General features: G+C 63.2%; 16 protein-coding genes. 9 read left to right on the forward strand and 7 right to left on the reverse strand.

The window, feature by feature from the left end:
• Positions 1–78: 78 nt before the first annotated feature.
• From ACXR2T_RS05725 to ACXR2T_RS05755, 7 genes are all read left to right on the forward strand, one after another.
• On the forward strand, positions 79–420 hold the full coding sequence (locus tag ACXR2T_RS05725; protein ID WP_458839160.1) for a hypothetical protein: 342 nt from the start codon (positions 79–81) through the stop codon (positions 418–420).
• 151 nt (positions 421–571) lie between these two features.
• A complete protein-coding gene (locus tag ACXR2T_RS05730) occupies positions 572–784 on the forward strand; it encodes a hypothetical protein (protein WP_458839162.1) in 213 nt (70 codons plus the stop codon).
• On the forward strand, positions 777–1,190 hold the full coding sequence (locus ACXR2T_RS05735) for a hypothetical protein (RefSeq protein WP_458839164.1): 414 nt from the start codon (positions 777–779) through the stop codon (positions 1,188–1,190). Before ACXR2T_RS05730 ends, ACXR2T_RS05735 begins: the two co-directional genes overlap by 8 nt.
• On the forward strand, positions 1,183–2,853 hold the full coding sequence (locus tag ACXR2T_RS05740) for a RecB family exonuclease (protein ID WP_458839166.1): 1,671 nt from the start codon (positions 1,183–1,185) through the stop codon (positions 2,851–2,853). Before ACXR2T_RS05735 ends, ACXR2T_RS05740 begins: the two co-directional genes overlap by 8 nt.
• Positions 2,854–2,877: 24 nt before the next feature.
• Positions 2,878–3,444: a hypothetical protein gene (locus ACXR2T_RS05745; protein WP_458839168.1), complete on the forward strand. Its 567-nt coding sequence runs from the start codon at positions 2,878–2,880 to the stop codon at positions 3,442–3,444.
• The gene (locus tag ACXR2T_RS05750; RefSeq protein ID WP_458839170.1) at positions 3,432–4,121 is read left to right on the forward strand and encodes a hypothetical protein; all 690 of its coding nucleotides are present in this window, start codon (positions 3,432–3,434) and stop codon (positions 4,119–4,121) included. The genes ACXR2T_RS05745 and ACXR2T_RS05750 overlap by 13 nt, the downstream gene beginning before the upstream one ends.
• 9 nt (positions 4,122–4,130) lie before the next feature.
• Positions 4,131–4,280, forward strand: a complete 150-nt coding sequence (locus ACXR2T_RS05755; RefSeq protein ID WP_458839171.1) for a hypothetical protein — start codon at positions 4,131–4,133, stop codon at positions 4,278–4,280.
• A 75-nt stretch (positions 4,281–4,355) separates the two neighbouring features.
• Here ACXR2T_RS05755 and ACXR2T_RS05760 read toward each other — a convergent pair whose 3' ends face one another.
• From ACXR2T_RS05760 to ACXR2T_RS05775, 4 genes are all read right to left on the reverse strand, one after another.
• On the reverse strand, positions 4,356–4,598 hold the full coding sequence (locus ACXR2T_RS05760) for a hypothetical protein (RefSeq protein ID WP_458839173.1): 243 nt from the start codon (positions 4,596–4,598) through the stop codon (positions 4,356–4,358).
• 85 nt (positions 4,599–4,683) lie between these two features.
• On the reverse strand, positions 4,684–10,167 hold the full coding sequence (locus tag ACXR2T_RS05765) for an LAGLIDADG family homing endonuclease (RefSeq protein ID WP_458839175.1): 5,484 nt from the start codon (positions 10,165–10,167) through the stop codon (positions 4,684–4,686).
• 10 nt (positions 10,168–10,177) lie between these two features.
• The gene (locus ACXR2T_RS05770; protein WP_458839177.1) at positions 10,178–10,762 is read right to left on the reverse strand and encodes a nuclease-related domain-containing protein; all 585 of its coding nucleotides are present in this window, start codon (positions 10,760–10,762) and stop codon (positions 10,178–10,180) included.
• Positions 10,759–10,899: a hypothetical protein gene (locus ACXR2T_RS05775; RefSeq protein WP_458839178.1), complete on the reverse strand. Its 141-nt coding sequence runs from the start codon at positions 10,897–10,899 to the stop codon at positions 10,759–10,761. The genes ACXR2T_RS05770 and ACXR2T_RS05775 overlap by 4 nt, the downstream gene beginning before the upstream one ends.
• A 181-nt stretch (positions 10,900–11,080) precedes the next feature.
• Between ACXR2T_RS05775 and ACXR2T_RS05780 the strand changes: the two genes are divergently transcribed.
• Both ACXR2T_RS05780 and ACXR2T_RS05785 read left to right on the forward strand, forming a co-directional pair.
• Positions 11,081–11,683, forward strand: coding sequence for a hypothetical protein (locus ACXR2T_RS05780; RefSeq protein ID WP_489945491.1), 603 nt, complete (start codon positions 11,081–11,083; stop codon positions 11,681–11,683).
• Entirely contained in the window at positions 11,676–11,936 is a 261-nt protein-coding gene (locus ACXR2T_RS05785) for a hypothetical protein (RefSeq protein WP_458839182.1), read from the forward strand. The genes ACXR2T_RS05780 and ACXR2T_RS05785 overlap by 8 nt, the downstream gene beginning before the upstream one ends.
• Here ACXR2T_RS05785 and ACXR2T_RS05790 read toward each other — a convergent pair.
• The 3 genes from ACXR2T_RS05790 to ACXR2T_RS05800 all read right to left on the reverse strand — a co-directional run bounded on the left by ACXR2T_RS05790 (position 11,933) and on the right by ACXR2T_RS05800 (position 17,432).
• Positions 11,933–12,847, reverse strand: a complete 915-nt coding sequence (locus ACXR2T_RS05790) for a hypothetical protein (protein WP_458839184.1) — start codon at positions 12,845–12,847, stop codon at positions 11,933–11,935. The two genes, ACXR2T_RS05785 and ACXR2T_RS05790, sit on opposite strands and share 4 nt — an antisense overlap.
• A gap of 77 nt (positions 12,848–12,924) precedes the next feature.
• The gene (locus tag ACXR2T_RS05795; RefSeq protein ID WP_458839186.1) at positions 12,925–15,453 is read right to left on the reverse strand and encodes a DEAD/DEAH box helicase; all 2,529 of its coding nucleotides are present in this window, start codon (positions 15,451–15,453) and stop codon (positions 12,925–12,927) included.
• The gene (locus tag ACXR2T_RS05800; protein WP_458839188.1) at positions 15,453–17,432 is read right to left on the reverse strand and encodes a site-specific DNA-methyltransferase; all 1,980 of its coding nucleotides are present in this window, start codon (positions 17,430–17,432) and stop codon (positions 15,453–15,455) included. Before ACXR2T_RS05800 ends, ACXR2T_RS05795 begins: the two co-directional genes overlap by 1 nt.
• Between the last annotated feature and the right edge of the window lie 93 nt (positions 17,433–17,525).

The raw sequence follows: 17,525 nt of genomic DNA on the forward strand, positions 1-17,525 counted from the left end.
GTGACTGGCTGCACGTCGATTCTGCCAATCTCGTACGAGTCCCCTTCGGTAGCGAATGAGCGATACGAAAGCACCAGCGTGGAGACTGCTGTCTTATCTGCTGACGATCGTGTTGTGCGGGTCGATCGCTTCAGCCTGGCGAAGACCGGATTCCAACACGGAGCACTTCTCATCATCGAAGTGGATACGACTGCGCCCTTGTCGGCCGAAACCGTGGTCGCTCTACTTCGAGCGATGAAGCAAACAGCGAACCCGCGCCCTGTGGACATCAGAATCGCAGCATTCACCGGGTCGCACAACGCCGCCCCGGTCGACGTGACCCAGGCGGCTCATGAGCTGCTGGGGTCGGACGACTGGCTTGAGTATGGCAATGGTGGTGCCGCATTTCTCACCACCGGCTTGGCCAGGCTGCCCGGGTGAGCGCGGGTGAGCTTGCTGCTCCCTGGGCACTGAACCGGAAGCACAGCTCAGAACGCACCGTGGTGCGGTTCAAAGCAGCGCAGGCAAGTGTTTCGCGCGTCCTATAGGGCAGGTAGCAAGACCGGGAGGGTCCCGGTCTGGGAAGAAAACCATGACGCGCACCACCACTCCCGCCTCGCCCTCCGCTTGGATCATGCCGCTCGTCGGAGCACTGCTCCTGTTCGTACAGCCCGTGCTCGTCGCCGTCGTGCGCATCGCGGTGGGAGAGTTCCGGTTCGATGGGATCGGCGTGCTCAGCATTGCCGTCGCGGCGCTCGGCGGCTGGATCCTCACCCGCGACTGGAAAGGTGACCGCCGTGGCTAAAGCACGAACGCTGAAAGTGAAATGGGTGGAGCAGGACACGAGCCTCCCTCCCCTCCCGCAGGCCGCTCACCTCGCGCTGCTCGTTATGGCCGCGGCGGGTTGCAACGACTGGCAGTCGCTCGTCGAATCTGAGGAGGTGCAGCAGCGGGTGCGCGTCACGCCTGAACAGCAGCAGCTCCTCGACGATTACGACTATGTCATTCACCGCCTCCGCCGCAGCCCGCTGCGCACACTGAGCTACTGCCCCGTCTGCCATCGCTGGCGGCTCGTGCAGAAAAACCCGCCCGCCGGGCAGAAATGCTCCCTCATGATCGGCTGCCCCGGTCTCATGCTGCGCGTCTTCAAAAACAAAGCCCGCACTCCGCAGGTGCATAACCCCAGCCAGCTCGGAGGAGCCCTTGTCTAGCCCACGCAAACGTCGCCCGAAATCCGTCGCCGGGATGCGGTTCGAGGAGCAGCTCGACGGCAGTTACATGTTGACCTGTAACGAAGAGCAGGCGAAGAATGCTGACCGCGAACGGCTCTCCCACTCCATTGCCGACAGCATCGGCGACCGCGACTGCCCTGCTGCGCACCTCGCGAAACAGAACCTTCCCCGGCAGGAGCACCCGTTCGACGCGAACGTGAAAGGCTCCGGCGCGCACGACGTGATGGAGCACCTGTACGAGCGGCCCCCGCTCCAGCGCACTGAGGACGCGTTCCGGCAGATCGCCGAGGAAGTGTCCGAGAAATTCTGGTCCACCGACAAACTCGCCGACGAGTTCCCCATGACGTTGGAAGCGAACCGGAAGCTGAAAGCTGAATGGCACGCCACGATCGAAGAGTGGGCGCTGCGCGACCTGATGCTCGAGAACCCGCAAGAGATCGACGTGATCGGCACCGAGTACGAGTTCGCCGGGGATAAAACCTCGAACGGCATCGTCTCCACCGGCAAAATCGACCGGCTCGACCGACTGCCCTGCGGCGGCGTGCGCGTGGTCGATTACAAGTACGGCGAATGGAAAGGTGAACCGAACCCGAAGTTCCAGGACAGCTACAAAGACCAGGCGTTCCTGTACCAGGACCTCGCGGAAACAAACCTCGACGTGCAGGTCAAAGAGCTGAACATCCTGTATCCGCGGGAGCCGCACCGCCGCAATATCGCGCTCGACGCCGCCGGGGTGACCGAACGCCTCACCCGGTTCTCGGTCGCCCGAGAACGCCTCACACTCATGGTCTCTCAGCGCAGCTTCCCCGTGAAACCCGGCGGGCTGTGCGGCTGGTGCGACCTGGCCCGCTCCTGCCCGGTAGCGAAAATACCGCGTGTCGAAGATGCCCGAGCGAACCGCTACAACAGCCTCGAAACGATGCGGGCGAAAGCGTTGAAAGCCACTCGCTCCGCCGCCGGAAAGCGGCCCTCTGTAGCGCTCGGCATCCCTGTCGTGCGCCGCGACGGCACGAATGTAGGACTCCACGACGACGCATATTATGCCGAGTTCGCGGAACGCGACCGGCTCGAAAACGAAGAGTCTGCCCCGCGTCCTATAGCGATACATGCCACCCCCGCACCGGCCGTGGCCGCCGACCCATCAAAGGAATTGAACGTCATGACCACCATCACCCAGGCCCCACGCGCCGAAGCACTCCCCTCCGTCGAAGCGATCGAGGGCGTCTTGAACCTCAACAGCTGGGCGGCGAAGAACATCGCCGACATCGAAGATTTCGCGTTCTCATACATCAAGAACCGCACCTCAGCCGGTGTCGGCCCCGCGCAGCTTCTCACTCTGTCGAAGCTGATCGCCCGCATGGCCACCCGCGTGCAGTACGACCTCACCGGCACCCAGGGCATGCAGGTCGGCGCCGCCAGTCGCGCCCTGTTCCACGTCAAGCGCGTGATGATGACGTTCGACGCCCCGTTCGGCGCGGACGAAGCCGCCTGGGTCGCTTGGATCCAGCGCGTCGAAAACACGGCCATGTTCCTGATGCGCTCCATGGATGAAGTGCACGCCGCCGTCTCCCTCACCCACGAGGGCGTCGAGCAGCTCCCGGCGCTCTTCCCCGCCGCTGAAACCACCCCGTTCACCGCCTAACCGCCCCATTCAAGGAGATTCATCATGGCCGAGCCCTTCAAATTCACCCCTGAGCAGCGCTCAGAAATCATGCGCCTCGCGGTCATGTCCGCCGGCCCCGGTGCGAGCATTGCGCAGATCACCGCCGAAATGGAGCGCATCGCGCCGCTCTACACCCCTGCCTCCCTCGCAGACGGCGCACTCGAAAGCATCGAATGGCGGCTGCGCGACGTCGCTGAGTGGAAGAAGTTCACCGGCACCGTGCTGCACGTGGACCGTGAGATTTCTTCGAACCGCGCCATCATCATCCTCAAGACCAAGGTGCATCCCGAATTTGCGCCCGCCGGGCAGGAATACTTCCGCACCGGCATCACCACCGACGGCGGCGGCGCGGCCGCGCTCGCGAACTACGCCGGGTCGCTGCGCGGCCATAAGGTGATGGTCAATATCGGCATGGAGAAAATGGAAGGCGGCAACCGCAAGGTGCGGGTCGTGCATGACATTCGCCTCCTCGGGGCGGACAGCGAATACGACCCGAACGTCGGCATCGACTTCGCGAGCATGAAGCTCTCCCCGCAGAAGCTTGAAAGCGCCAGCCAGTGGGCCGTCTAGCACGCCGCCTCCGCGCCGCCGCCGGAAGGATCAACGGATTCTCCCTGGCGGCGGCGATCGCCTGGGTGGCGCTCGCCGCCGCGTCCTACATCGCCGCGGCTACCGACCCGGTGGCAGGCCTGAACGGGACACTGCTCGGGTCAGCGGCGGCGGTGACCGGGTTCGCGCTCGGTGGGATCGGTCGGCACCGACGCCTGGTGCTCGCGCTCAAGCCCGCCGCGCGCTGGGCAGGCGCATTCATCGGGGCGGTCGTGCTGCCGATGCTTATCGCCACTGCCGTCCAGATACAGCTCTGGTGGCTCCTGATCCTCCCCGGCCTGGCTTGGCTGGCGACTGCTGGTGCATCACTGCGCTGGCCCAGGACGCGGTTCACAGGTCTGCATCTGAGACTCACAGCGCTCGGCGGTGCCGTGGTGGCCTCGTTCGTGGCGGTGGGGCTGGCGATCACCGGCCCAGCGTTCGGTCTCGCCACCCAGGTAAGCCTCGTAGCGTCGGTTGCGTGTCTCGCGGCGCACGGCGCTCAAACAGGCACCGCGCTGCGCGGCGTGCACGCCATCTCCGAGGCGGTGCACACTGTCGGGCGAGCCTCGCTCACGATCGCGCTGTACATCATCGCCGGGGCGGGCCCGTACGTCGTGCTCGCCTACATCTCCGGCGCCGCCGGCGTGACCGGGTAGAGTGAGCGCATGTCTCATCTCAGACTCGCGGCCGCAGACGGGGAGCTGATCCCCGAAGAGCTGCCGTACTGCCCGGAAGACTTCACGCCACTCACACCCGCGATCCCGCTGCGTGAAGGCGACGGGTATGAGCCCGTCCAGGGCATCCCCGCGTTTTAGCGCCCGCGCAAACAAGCGAGCCCACCCAGAGAATCGCATACCCTGGGTGGGCTCGCTTGTTTGCGCGGGCGCCCGCTAATTCTCTCGTTCCAGCTCGGCGAGGTCGATCGCGTGAAACACGCCGGTAGGAGTGAGCGGCTCTCCTGCCAGCGCGGCTTGCAGCGCTTCGTGATCCGCACCCGCTCGGTTCAACCGCGTCGCCAGCAGTACGGCGTCTGCTTCACCGAGCGGCGGCAGCGGCAGAGGCGCGGGCTGACCACCGGCGTGCTCCACCGTCCAGGTGCCGTCTCGGCGCTCTCTCGGGGTCCAGTTCATCATGGGCTCCTTTCCGCACGGACGGCGCGGGGCCGCCCGTGCCCATGTTCTCGCACTAGTCCCGGGCTACGCAAGACCCGGGCCCGGATCAGAACTCGATATTGATGACCGGCCTGACCGGCCCTTTCGGCTTGGCCGCCTCAAATTTCGGCGCCTCAGTCTGAGCGGGCGGGGTGACCGGAGCGGGAACAGCAGGTGGCGGCGGAGTTGGTTCGGCCACGGGTGCTGAGACTGGCTCCGGAACGGTCATCGGCGCAGGGCGCGCCGCCGGAGCAGACAGCGGTTGAAACGACACAGGAGGGGCGAGCGGCTGGAACACAGGCACAGGGACCGCCGGCGGCGCGGGAGACGTGGCAGGTTCAGGTTCAGGTTCGACATGCACTGGAGGCGCTGCTCCTGCCTCAGCCACGTCAAAGACCGGTTCCGGCAGGGGCGCGACGGCGAGCTCAGGCTCAGCTTCAATCTCAGGTTCAACCTCCACCTGAGCTTCCGGCACTACCTCTCTTCCGCCGCTACCATCTTCGTCGTCATCGAAGCTGAAATCGAAGTCCAGGTCGATCTCCAGCTCGCCGAGATCGACCACCTCTTCCTCATGCGCTTCGTCATCTAGCTCAGGCTCAGTGATCACCGCGCCGAACACGTCGATCCCGGCGTTCTTCGGCATCAGATCAGCGTCACGCAGCGTGTCGGTCTCCGGGTCGCGTACGCCTGCGATCTGGCGCAGCATAGACTCCATATGCTCAGCGCCGACATCGGGGTTGTCATCCCCGTTCGGAAGCTTCGGGCGGCCATCAAACCAGGACTGCAGCACCACAGGAGCGCCCTCGGGCGTCTCCATAATGCCGCGGCCGCGCGGCACATCCTCGCCAAGATCAGGCGCGGAATCAGGGTCGTTGAACGCGCCCATCCGCTGGCCGTAGTTCGACTTACCCAGCAGAATGCGCGCACCGGCCTGCTTCTTCACATCGAACACCCCCGGCACGCCGTCGGTCTCCTGCTTCGTGAGCGACTGGCTCGCCGAAATCAGTGTCACGCCCGCCGAACGCGCCTCGCGCGAGATGCGCCCGAGGATCGTACCGATCTGCGCTTTCACCATGTTCAGGGCGCGCTTCTCCTCAATGTCGCGCAGCTCATCCTCACCCTCCTGGCCGGTCGTTTTCGGCACCGGGTCCTTCGTGACCGCGCTCAGCAGCTCGTCGATCATCACGACAATCTGCCGCGGTCGCACCGCGGCAGGAAGATCAGACACATGCGAGACACCGTACTGCGAGTTCATGTCCTTCCGGCGCACAACCTCCTCATACACCAGACGCAGCGCCTCGGCGACCGTCTCCGGCTTCGTGGCAAACCCTTTCGCGTACGGCTCCAGGAACTTAAAGTCAGCAGCGCCCTTCACCGAATCAAGGATCCACAGCTCCCAGCCCCGAATTGCGGCCGGCGTGAGGATCGCTTGAATAGCGGCTGAGTTGTGCGTCGGAACGAACCCGTCCGTCAGATACACGTGCGACGGTGAATCAATCCTCAAGCATCGCTGCGGCTCCGATTTTTCCACGCGCACGTTGATGATGTAGAGCCGCTCCTGGGTGCTGCGCACTTGTGCGGGCAGACGGTTGATCTGGCGTGTCAGTTTGAACACTGGCAGCATGGTCGTAAAAATCACCCGGTAGCGAGTGCTTCCAGGGAACACTCTTGAGCCGTCTTCGAGAGTGTAGGACGCAGGGGAGGAACGGATGCCTGCCTTGATCCCCAACGTGCGTGCAAGCTCGAGGAAGTCGTGCGCAAGGCCCTCGTGTGTGACTGAGAACTCGCACGACGAGTTACCCTCGCCTATTGTGCCATCCGTATCCATGAGCCCCTGCAGGAGTTCCAAGCGCTGCGTCCGTGATGCTCTGAGATATGTCGCTGGAATGCGCTTGTTCAGCTTGATCGAGCCCTTCGCCGTGCGAAGCTCTTCAAGCCCTAGCGTGCGAAGGGAAGCCCACAGGCGATCATGTCGATAGGTAGATGCCAGAGTGTTCGACTTCTGTCGAACCGAGGATACAGTGAAGCCTGCCTCAACGACGCGATCAATAATCTCAGTATCCATGCTGGTAATCGCGCCCGTGCCTGACGAGCCGTCCCCAAGCCAGACCCCCAGCACGTACGGATCAAGGGGTAGGTCTATATCTTCACCCTCGATCGCAGCTGCCAGGTCAATAGACCAGTTCGCCCCGCCACGCTCGGAATGCAGCCGCCGGACGATCTCTTCAGTGCGAACGACCTGCACCGGAGCGGGAGCGTGACCGGCTGCGCGGACCTCCCAGGCCCCAGCCAGGAGTGTGAGAATCTCATCGGCCGGGTAGACGGTCTGCCGCTGCCAAGCGGTGCCGGGGCGAGCCAGTGCTCCGGCGCGGTCGATCATGGCACGTACCGCCTTGCGCTGAACACGAGACGAGTCGCCCCGGACGAGCACATCTGCGAGGGTGCAGATCGGCAGCCATTGCCCGTCAAGTTCCAAGTCGGACAGATCCTGGGCCGTCCACTGATGGCCGTCAATCCGGTACGCGCCGCGCTGGTGGGCTACTCGAGTCATTTCTTCCAACGCACGAGTCATGTCGTACGCCTGTGCAGATTTCTGGGTCGGTATGAGCGCGGTGCGCTGCAGATCCTCGTGCAGCACCTCGGCGTACCGCAGCTGAGTGTAACTGATCCCGGCGAGTTCAGCGATCTGCGGGGCGGTGGCTCCCACTTCCGGGCCGACCTCAATAGCGCGGCGGCGGAACCGGGCCGCTTCATCCAGCAACTTCTGGCGCGCAACGGCGGTGCAGTGTCCGCGCTCGCCGCTGAGCTTCTTCCGATTACTGATCGAGCGGACCGGCCACAGGTGATGGGCTGACGAGCGCACTTCCTGACCGTCACTCAGCTCGAACACGTACACCGGCTCTGTCCTCGTGTCCGTGAAGCTCGTGATGCGGGCGGTTTCACCATGCGCACCGTACACCGTGTCGCCGACGTCCAGGTCCCCGACCGTGGCCCAGCCGCGCGGATACTTCGTCGACACCGGGACAGGGATACGGGTCGAGAGGGGTTGCTGCTTGCCGCTGCCACTACCGCCCAGAATAAGCGCATGCACCATCTTTTTCGGGGAGAACGAGACCGGCTCACCCTCAATGTTCGTGGCGAACGGGGCCGCGTTCGAGGCGTGAATCTCGTCCCAGTCGAACGGCGCAAGCTTCGGCATCGGGCTGAGCACCGCGGCCCGCACCACCGCCTCTTTTGCTTCCTGCCCCTGCTGAATGTCGAGGAACGCATTATTCGTCGCGCTCGAGAGCATGCCGATCTTGTCACGCATTTTCGCAAGGTCCACCCCGGGCGGCATGGTGAACGTGATCTGCTTCACTAGCTCGTTCTTCGGCAGTGTGCTCATCTTCGTGAGCTGCGGCACCCGGCCGTCCGTGGACGCAATCTTCGAGTCGAGGAACGCCTGCTCCCAGTCGAGGCTCGCCGCGACCTGCTCCTGCTCAGGAGTAGCGAACCGCACCCGGGGATGGGTCGGCGAAGCGCCGCACACAATCTGGCAGCCGTCCCGGTGCTCCGTCACCCGGAACCAGTCACAGCCGAGCGTCTGCCTAATCCGCTCCGCGTTACGTTTCACGTCAGCGGCCGTCACACCCTTATGCAGCCTCATGATCAGGCTCCAAATGTGCGTGCCTGAGGTGCGGTCTGTGAGCGGCTCCACGCGCAGCACCTCCGGGCGGGTGAGCTTCGCACTGTTGAACCCTTCATTCAGCGCCCCTGTGATCGCCCACAGCGCTGCTTCAGGCACCGCTGGCTTCGCTCCCGGCCGGCCACCCGGGCGTGCACGAGTGGCGCGCTCAGGCTGGTCCCCGGCCGGGGAAATGTCAGCAGGGTTCCGCGGAATGGCGACCTCTGAGAAATACACCGCCAGGGCGCCGGGGAAGCGGCCGCGCGCGTCGGTGTAGTGGCTCATCGCCGCCCACGGTTTTGCATCCAGCGCAGTCCGAAGCTGTTCGACGTTCACTTTCGCGAAGTACGTCTCCGGGTCGCCACCGTTCGGCGTGAGGAACACACGCCGTTCGATCGCGAGCGGTGAGCTGTGGCTCGTCACGCGCACGCTGGACGACAGGTTCATTTCAGGCCGGTAAGACGGCGCCTGCAGATTCGAGGCCATGTCCGTCCAACGGGTATTCCATGCGGTGCGTTCTGCTTCCGCTTCGAGCTCCTCGATAATGCTGCTGTCACGCAGTTCAGTGGTCTCAGCGGTCACGGCACCCACGTAGAGGGCGCTCCCCTGAGAGTACGCCTCCACTCCCAGGTGCATGCGCATCTTTTCTGCCGCGATGCGCACCGAGTGGGCGACGTCATAGTCCGCGGCCGGGAACGCGTACTCCACTTTCCAAGCCGCGGTCTGCGAACCGTCCGCATGCAGCGCCTCTGGAGGGCCGGTCGCGATGAGCTCATAGTCCGCCCCGAAGTCGTCGATGGCGGTTTTCGAGACGTACAGGTCCAGGAACGCTGTTAGCACGTCCGGCTCAATCTCTGGCATCGTAATGTCAGGGGTCTGGTCGCCGCGCCAGGTCAAGGCCTGGAACCTCAACGCCGACCGGCTCACCGTGATCGGCTGCCCTTCCGCGTCCACGTCCGGAGTGCTTTTGAAACACGCCAGCGTGTTCGGGGGCAGGGTCGGCTCCACTCCGACCGGCATGGGAATCCAATTCCGGGCGCCTTCGGAAGCGGGAGCTTCAAACACGTCGATACGGCCCTCGCCGTGCGCGCCGATCCGGCGATGGCTTACCAGGCGAGGGAACTCTTTCACCTTCGCCATGGATTCAAAACGGCTCTTCCACTCCGCCCGCGCTTCACTGGTCTCGCGCCACGGAGTGAGCGTCTCTTTCACCACGAACGCGTGCCCGAAGATGGCCGCTGCGGTGATTCCCGCCCCGGCCGCGAGCACAGCATGAGGCCACACCAGATACCAGTCGTACACGATCGCCGCGACCATCACTCCGCCGCCCACAAGGATCGCCGCCGCCGCCGTGATGATGACCTGCGCCATCTGTGCTCCCGAGCCCGAGGCACGCTTCACGAGCGTGGCGACCTCGGTCGCGGGTTTGAGGTCGCCTTCGGCGGCGAACCGGCGCTTCGTCGCGGCGGTCTTTGTGATGAGAAGATACGCGGCTACCGCGTTCACCCACGCCCACTCGGGCGCAAGCGTCGTTGTCGGGAGCGTGAATACCATCGCGGCGACCCCGAGCCCCGCCACCTGGGACCAGGTCACCGGCCATGGCACTTCTGGCAGCCACAGCGCCCCTTTCATCTCCTGCCAGAAACGGTAACTGTTCAGTTTCCGTTGTTCCCCCGGATTCCCCGGTCCCGGATACTGCGTCATCGGGTCTTTCGGCCCCGTGAGCTGCGGAGGCTGCGCCATCGCCGCGGCGATGAGCATGCCGAGCCACAGCACCAGCGCGCCGGGCAGCATGAAGTAGGTGGCGGCGAGCGACGCGACCACTGCGACGGCGAGCACGAACGGCGTGGGTGACGGGCTCGGCTGGGACTGTTTCGGGGCGGCCATATGAGTACTACTACTTTCCGTACACGAGTTCGGTCAGCGCGACAAGCAGGCTCGCCTGCGCATTCTTACGTCTGGTGTTCCGCGATGCCCACCGCTCAATCTGCTCTCCGCGCACCACACGAGTGCCACCTGGAGCGCGGAAGAACGTGAAGTTCGGCTTCCCGCTCGACCAGACCACGAGCACCGGGGTGACCACTTTCGCGTGCAGCCCTTTCTGGCGCAGGAACCGCTCGATCGCTTCCTGTGCCATCGGCAGTGTCTTCTTATCTGCGGGCGCGAACCTTTTTAGCCCGCGACGCGTCACGCCACGCAGAGTCCAGTACAGGCCGGGCGCCCAGTTCTTTGAATCGAGAATGAGCACCGTGTCGCCGTGCACAATGATGTGGTCGATGTTCGCTTTGATGCCGGGAATAGGGATGCGCAGGTCATGCAGCACCGAAGGCCCTTGCAGCACGACGCTTGCGAGCGCCATCCCGGTCTTCACTTCTGCTTCCTGCCCGATCCGGCGCACGGCGTCGTTCGCCGCCCAGGAAGCGTCATCGAGCCCGCCGCCTGCGCGGCCCACTACCTGCCCAGGGGTCGCTCGCGCGGTCATGTCAGCGCGCTCCAGATCGTGCCGATCACAAGGCCGATAAGCAGCACTCCCACCACGATGAAGCCCTTAGTGCTGGTGAGAAAACCGACCACCTGGTCTACTGCTTCGTCTTCGGGTTTCTTCTGCTTCTCCGACATGGTGCGCCTTCCGCTGGGAGCTGGTTTCCCTTGACGCATGCGAACCCGGCGGCGCGTCCTATAGCGCAAGCAGCAGACCCGCGCCATGTGCGGCGCGGCGGAAGAAAGGAAGCTTGCCATGCCTCAGAGATACGTCTCCGTGGAGCGCCTCGCGGACACGCTCGGAGTGCCGCTCCCCCGCTTGCATGAAGGCCTCATCGACCTAGGCCTCGCCGAAGGAGCGCCGCCCTACGATGAAATCGCCCCCACCGATCAGGCCAGCAAGCTGCGCTTGACACAGGGCGAGTGGTATCAACCGTCCCTGAAGTGGAACGAAAGTATCCTTCCGCAGCTCGCGCAAGTGCTGAACACCACACTCGCCACGAGCGAGGACGAAATCACTCGGCGCCGTATCGCTCGGCGCCGCCAACGCGACGCCGAGCGGCGGGCGGAGACAAAGCGGCAGCAGGTCGCTGCTCAACATCACGAAGCAGAGCTCTCGCTTCTCACTGGCCCGGCACGAGTGCTGCGTATGATCGACGAACGCAAGCCGATCCTGCAAGCCCAGTACACCGATGACGAATGGCGTGAACAGCTCGCCTGGCAGACCATGATCGCTTCCGGGATGCAGCGCGACCACGGCTTCGAAGAGGACTATCCAGACTTCGAATCCGAGCTCTGGGACCGCATCATCTTCACCGTCGATGAACAGATGGTCGCCGCGCGCCGCTTCGAAGCCGCCGGCCGAGCTGCGCCCGCGCCCGCGCGTCCATCAGCAGACCACCCTCGGAGGATTCATGCCTGAAACACCCGCCTGCGCATACTGCCAGCGCCCCGTCGAAAACCAGGGCCTGCGCGGCTGCGTCCACTGCAGCGCCGTGATGACGCTCGTCTGGGACATGCTCGGTGGCCGAGAACACCCCGCCCCTGCCGACTACCAGGCCTGGGCGAACAGCCCCACCGGCGGTGTGGTCGAGCGACGGCTGAAGCGCCACTTCCTGCGCGGCTGGCGCAGTACCGACGGCAAGCTCCGCCCAGTGCCACGCGTGGCCGACTAGCAGGCGGTGGCGCCGATCGAAATGGAGCCCGAGCCAGTCGCGAACGCTGTCGCAGATCCGCTGACCGTCACGGTCACCGAGGCGCTCCCAGCTCCGGAGTTCGAAGCACCGCCCGCACTAATTGAAACGGTACCGCCCCCCACGGCGGTAAACGTCACCGAAGTAGGCACCGGACAGCTCACCGGCAACGACGTGCTCGCCACAGGGGCCGTCTCAGGCGGGGGCGGCGCGACCGGCGGTGGGGCGGTCGGGGTGCTCGGAGGCGGCGCATAGGAGCCGTCATCCCACTGCTGTTGCTGCGCGGCTTCTTCTTGCGCCTGCCGATCGAGCTCAGCCTGCTCGGCCGCCGCTTTCGCTTCCTGCTCCTGCTTCTTTTTCGCGGCCGCCGCGTCACGCTTCTTCTTCGCCGCTACCGCCTTGGCTTTCTCCGTATCAAGACGCTTCTCCTCGGCCTGGACAGATGCTGCCAGGGTCTCGCGGCCACGGGCCAGGTCATCGCGCGCCGCAAGGATTGCAGACGGTTCAGCATCCTCGTCCGTCAGCAGCGCTGACGCATCCGAGACATACTGCGCGAGCCCTTTCTTCGCCGTCGTGATGCCTTTCGATTTCAGCTTCCCTCCCGCCAGCTCCTCGAGCTCCGCCTCAGCGGCAGCGAGCTCAGTAGACAGCGACGACTGCGCCTCCGCCCGATCCGCAGCCAACTGCTTCGCGGCTTCCAGCTCCTCTTCGGTGTAGATCCCCGTCAGTTCACGAAACCCGTCCACGAGCGACGGCCCGCCGAGCACACCACCTGTGATCATGCCCGCGAGCACTGTGCTCACCAGTGTGATCCGCGCCGGGCGCCCACCCAGCATGTACCGAAACCGGGCACCGCGACTCGCAAACAGCGTGATCTGGTCTTTCGTGGACACGGGCACCTCACTTGCGCAGCGGAATCAGGCTTACTTGCCTGTGACGCATGCGAACCCGGTGGGTGGGGTGTGAGGGGCTACCCTGCGAGGTACCTGGCACCGAGACGGTCGAACACCTGACGCACCTCTGTCTCACCGCCGCCGCGATGCTCTGCCGCTTCCAGGGCGGTGCGCACCGGCTCGTGAGCAAGGTCGATAAACAGGAGCTCATCCGTGCCCATCCGATCAATGACGGCCCATGCCCGGGCCAGCTTGTCCGCGTTGTCGGCGGCATACCTTCCAAGCGCACGCCATTTCGGCAGAGTGTCAGCCTCGCGCGGGGCGTGAGGGTCGATGATTGACGCTGTTACCTCGTCAGCCTCCTGACGGAAGAACAGGAAGTCCGGGTACATGACTCGCTGCTGACCAGGCACTCCCCACGGTATGCCGAGCGCTGCGGGGCCGCCGGTAGGGTTCCGGTACCAGCCGACCGTGGACGGGCTCTCGAGCTCGTAGTCGAGGATCCGCTCTTCCCACGATGATGAAATCTTAGCGGGGTACTTCCCCTTTGGAATTGTCTGGCCCTCCGCTACTGTCTCGTCTCTCGCGGCTGCCAGTAAGTGTCGGTCCCACTGCGTGTCATGCCATCGCACCGTTCCCGGAACAGGAAGCGAAAGCGGTACTTGCTGGGACTGGGTGGATTCACCGATGAGCTGCGCGAACGCTTCCGCCCCGGCTCGATTCGTGGCGGACAATGTGCTCATATACGTGCGAAACCAAGTGTCTAGCAGGACGCGAGCATGCTGTTCAATCACCGTCACGGTCTCAGGATGCGCCGCGATAGCTGCCACTGCTAGGCGCGCTTCGGCCGTGTCCTCGTCAAACGGCGGCAGCTGAGCGAATTGCTTGAAGGCGATGTCAGCTGAGCTGCCGGGCAGCTTTCCCTTGGCCTGCTTGTACAGGTCAAGAATGTTGCCGGACACGATCTCACGGCGGCCCTGGGTGACACCAGTCTGAGTGCCTGTGAACAGCTCGAACTCGCGCAAGTCAAAGTCCACTTCCGCGTACTGATCAAGCTTGTCGAGCACGAACTGCTTATTCGCCTCAAAGTGCGTGCTAATCGCAGACCTCACAGCGTTTTCCGCGGCCGCGATCGGCGCATCCACGAGCTCGTACGTGAGCATAATTTCTTTCGCGCATCGCATCAGTCGGTCTACCTCGGACTTCGCCGTCTTCGCGGGCCTTGTCCAGGTGGGAAGCGCTGCCAGGGCATCCCAGGCGGCATCAGGCACAGCGGGGTTGCGCTCCACCCGCACCGGGTTCATGGTCACCTCAGAAGCGACGGCGTCGTCGCCACTGTTCAACGAGCCCACTACGCGTTCGGTCGCCTCCTGGTCGAAATGCGGGAGGTACACGCGCACTGAGTTCAGCTCTTCGTCTCCGGTCACACGCTTCGCAAGCGGCGTGCGTACGGCGCGTCCAATAAGCTGCGTGATGATCGTGTCATCACTCGTGCCGCGCAGCGACACGAGCACCTCCGCGCGCGGGCAATCCCAGCCCGTCGTCAGCGCATCCTTGAACAGCACCACTTTCACGCGATTAGTCTCCTGGATGCGAGACGGATCAACATAGTCCAGCGCGTACGGGCCGGCGTGCAGCGTCTTCCCTCCCTCGAGAGCGTGCACAATATTCGACGCGCGCAGCGACGCGTCACAGTCGAGCATCTCCCGCACCCAGGCGGCCAGCTGCTCATCGGTCGGCTTCGCTGGAATCTGCAACACCAGAATCGGATTCACATGGACGTCGCCGGTCGCGGCGGAATGCTCCGCCCACAGCTCAGCCATGTCGGCGCGGTGCTTTGCCGCCACTCCGAGCATCGTGATGTCGGCAGCGATCTCCTCATTCGGGTGAGCGATCAGTAGCTTGTCTTTCACGAGCCCTGACGCGCGTACATCGTCCACGTCCACGACATACGGGCGCCGCACGCGGTCGGGGAACACATTATTGAACCGCTGAGGGGTCGCGGACACGCCAATCACAATCGGCATCGGCACACTTCCCTTGCCCGTGCCGCTCAAAAGCTGGTGCATGAGCGTGGCGTGCGCTTTGTCCGACGACTTGGTGCCGCCCGTCCCTCGATGTGCCTCGTCAACGAACACCACCAGTTTTCGCCCAGCCCTGAGCGCGGTGCCTGCGAGAGTGTCCCACAAATCAATGTCTCGCGCGTTTGATGCCCGATACTGGCTCGCTGACGGAGCAAGCTTGTGTGGGTTCAGGAAGTAGATGTGCCCCGGCTCCAGCGAACGCTTCACGAACTCGCTGGAAGAGTCAATGATGTGACTGCGTTCGGCCAGCTCGGCTGAGGCCTGGACAAATTTGTCATGCGTTTGCTCATTCAGCGTCGGCGACAGAGATAGCCACAGAATTGTGTACCCCTCGTCACCGGGACCTTGACTGTCACCGAGCAGAAGCCGCTCGATGATGTCGGCAGAGATGATCGTTTTACCGGCCCCTGTCGGGGCGGCCAGTGTGATGACAACGTTATCTTCTCCGCCCTGTTCATGGCGCACCCAAGAAGTGATCTTCGCGGACGCCGCCGACTGGTACGGGTGCAGCGTGTATTCCATCAGAGAGCCTTCCGAGTGTTGATTTCGAAGTTCGAGAGGTAGTTCCGGTACAGGTGCACCGCACGGATGGTGTCAGGTAACGCGCGATGCACTGCCCCGAACACCTCTGCCGAGTCGGTGATCACGAAGACCATCGCAACACCGCGGCGGGCAGCCTCAGCTTCAAAGCCCGTGCCTCGATCGGTGTCGAAAAGCACGCCATACCGGTCCGTGAACGTGTAAGAATCAGACCGCTCAGCGATCACTGGTCCCACCGATCCTGCCTTCACCCACAGCAGCTCTGCCACTTGTCGGAACGCCTTCCCCAGCTCCACATCGTCACGCTCGAGATAGTCAAGCTTTAAGAAAGTGACGTTCTCATTAAGTGGGCCTCCGAAAATCGAACCGTCAGGCCGCGTTCCTTCTGCAACTGTCGCAACGCGTGGGCGCGTGACTTTTTCAAAAACACCTTGAGCTTCCCACTCATCGTCACCTGGTTTCACCCCTTGCTTAGTGAGTTTGTCAGCCACAGTCTTGGCTACCTCGTTATTGGTAACGACTATCGCCTGACGGTTCCCTTCGTCCACGGCATTTAGTCGCATAACAGCCTCGGTTGTGGTGCCAGTCCCTGCAAAAAAGTCAAGTACGACTGCTTGGTTGTTTCGTGAGGTGACAATATTGATCCACTTGGAAATGACTTCCACATCCTTCGGGAAGGGAAAATCTTTTGAACCCAGCACCTTTGCTAAGTGTTGGCTTGCGGACCGTCGGTCTTTGTAGAAGCTAGGCATTACGCTTCTCATGGACATCTTGACCAGTGGAGTTTTCAGACGAGGGCGTGATCCAAAAAGTATTGAGTTGCTACTGATTAACTCATCCATTACCTCACGGCGGAATCTCCATCCGTTCTCTGGCGGTGAATATCTAACTCCGGAGACGGGGTCTGTGATCGGGTATTTAAGGTTGGGGCGGTAAACGCTATTGCCCAAGTCGCCCACTTTTACAGCCTGCCCACTGTCATCAATCTTGACGTTATCCCCGAGACCCGGGTCGTACTTTGACTTGTTCTTTCCCCACCACTTTGAAAGAAGCTTTGAAGCGATCTCTGAGTCGTGGCCGGATTTCTCCCATGAATCAGCAGCGGCATTCAGAACATCATCTAGGCCTTCTTTTTCAACCTTCCATCTCACATCGCTCTCCGTGAGTGCAGTCATGTCCTTAGAGTAGGTCAGCATGTAGTCAATGCCGCCAGCATGGAAACGGGACAGCGATGACCCTCCGCCCTGCCAGACAAAATTTGCAATGAAGTTCTTTTCACCGAACTCCTGATCTAACAGCATCCTGAGTCGATGGTGCTCATGATCCCCAATTGCCACAACGATAATCCCGGTGGGTTTCAGGAGCTTGCGGGCGAGGGCGAGGCGCTTCTCCATGAAGGAAAGCCATTTGGAGTGGCGGTATGCGTCCGCGTCGCCGACGTAGCGGTCGTTGTAGATCCAGTCGCCTGCGCCGGTGTTGTAGGGCGGGTCGATGTAGATCAGGTCGACGGCGTTCTTGTGCGTGTACAGCAGCGTTTGCAGAGCGTGGTAATTCTCGCCCTGGATGACGAGATGATGCGGCTTATCCCCGCCCCGTTCAATTGACCCTAGCGGAGTGAAACCCGGGTAGACCGGGTCGCCGAGCTCTCGGGCCACCACGAGATCACTCACCGGCACATCTTCGGCGCGGTCGCCGTCACGCGTGGCGATGGTTGCGGCACCCGCGCGGGATCGGAGCACCTTCCAGATGCGGTGATCCGATCCGGTGCGATACTGCACCGTCGCACCGCGCTTCACCCGCGCTCCCGGCAGTCGAATGGCCTCGGGGGCATGCCCCTCGTACACCAGACCGAACTTCCGTTGACCGGACAACTCGCTCACTTCTGCCCGGAGCTGGCCACGCAGTCCAGGGTCAGAAATGCGGTCCAGCAGCACATCAATGCGCGGTCGATCAGTCGTCATGTCACTCCCGGTAATAGGCCCGTCTCCAGAATAGAGCCTGTGCACAGCGAAGGACGGCTAGGTCGCCGGACCGGCGCGCCCTAGCCTCAGGCG

The organism is Leucobacter faecis, assembly GCF_054456635.2.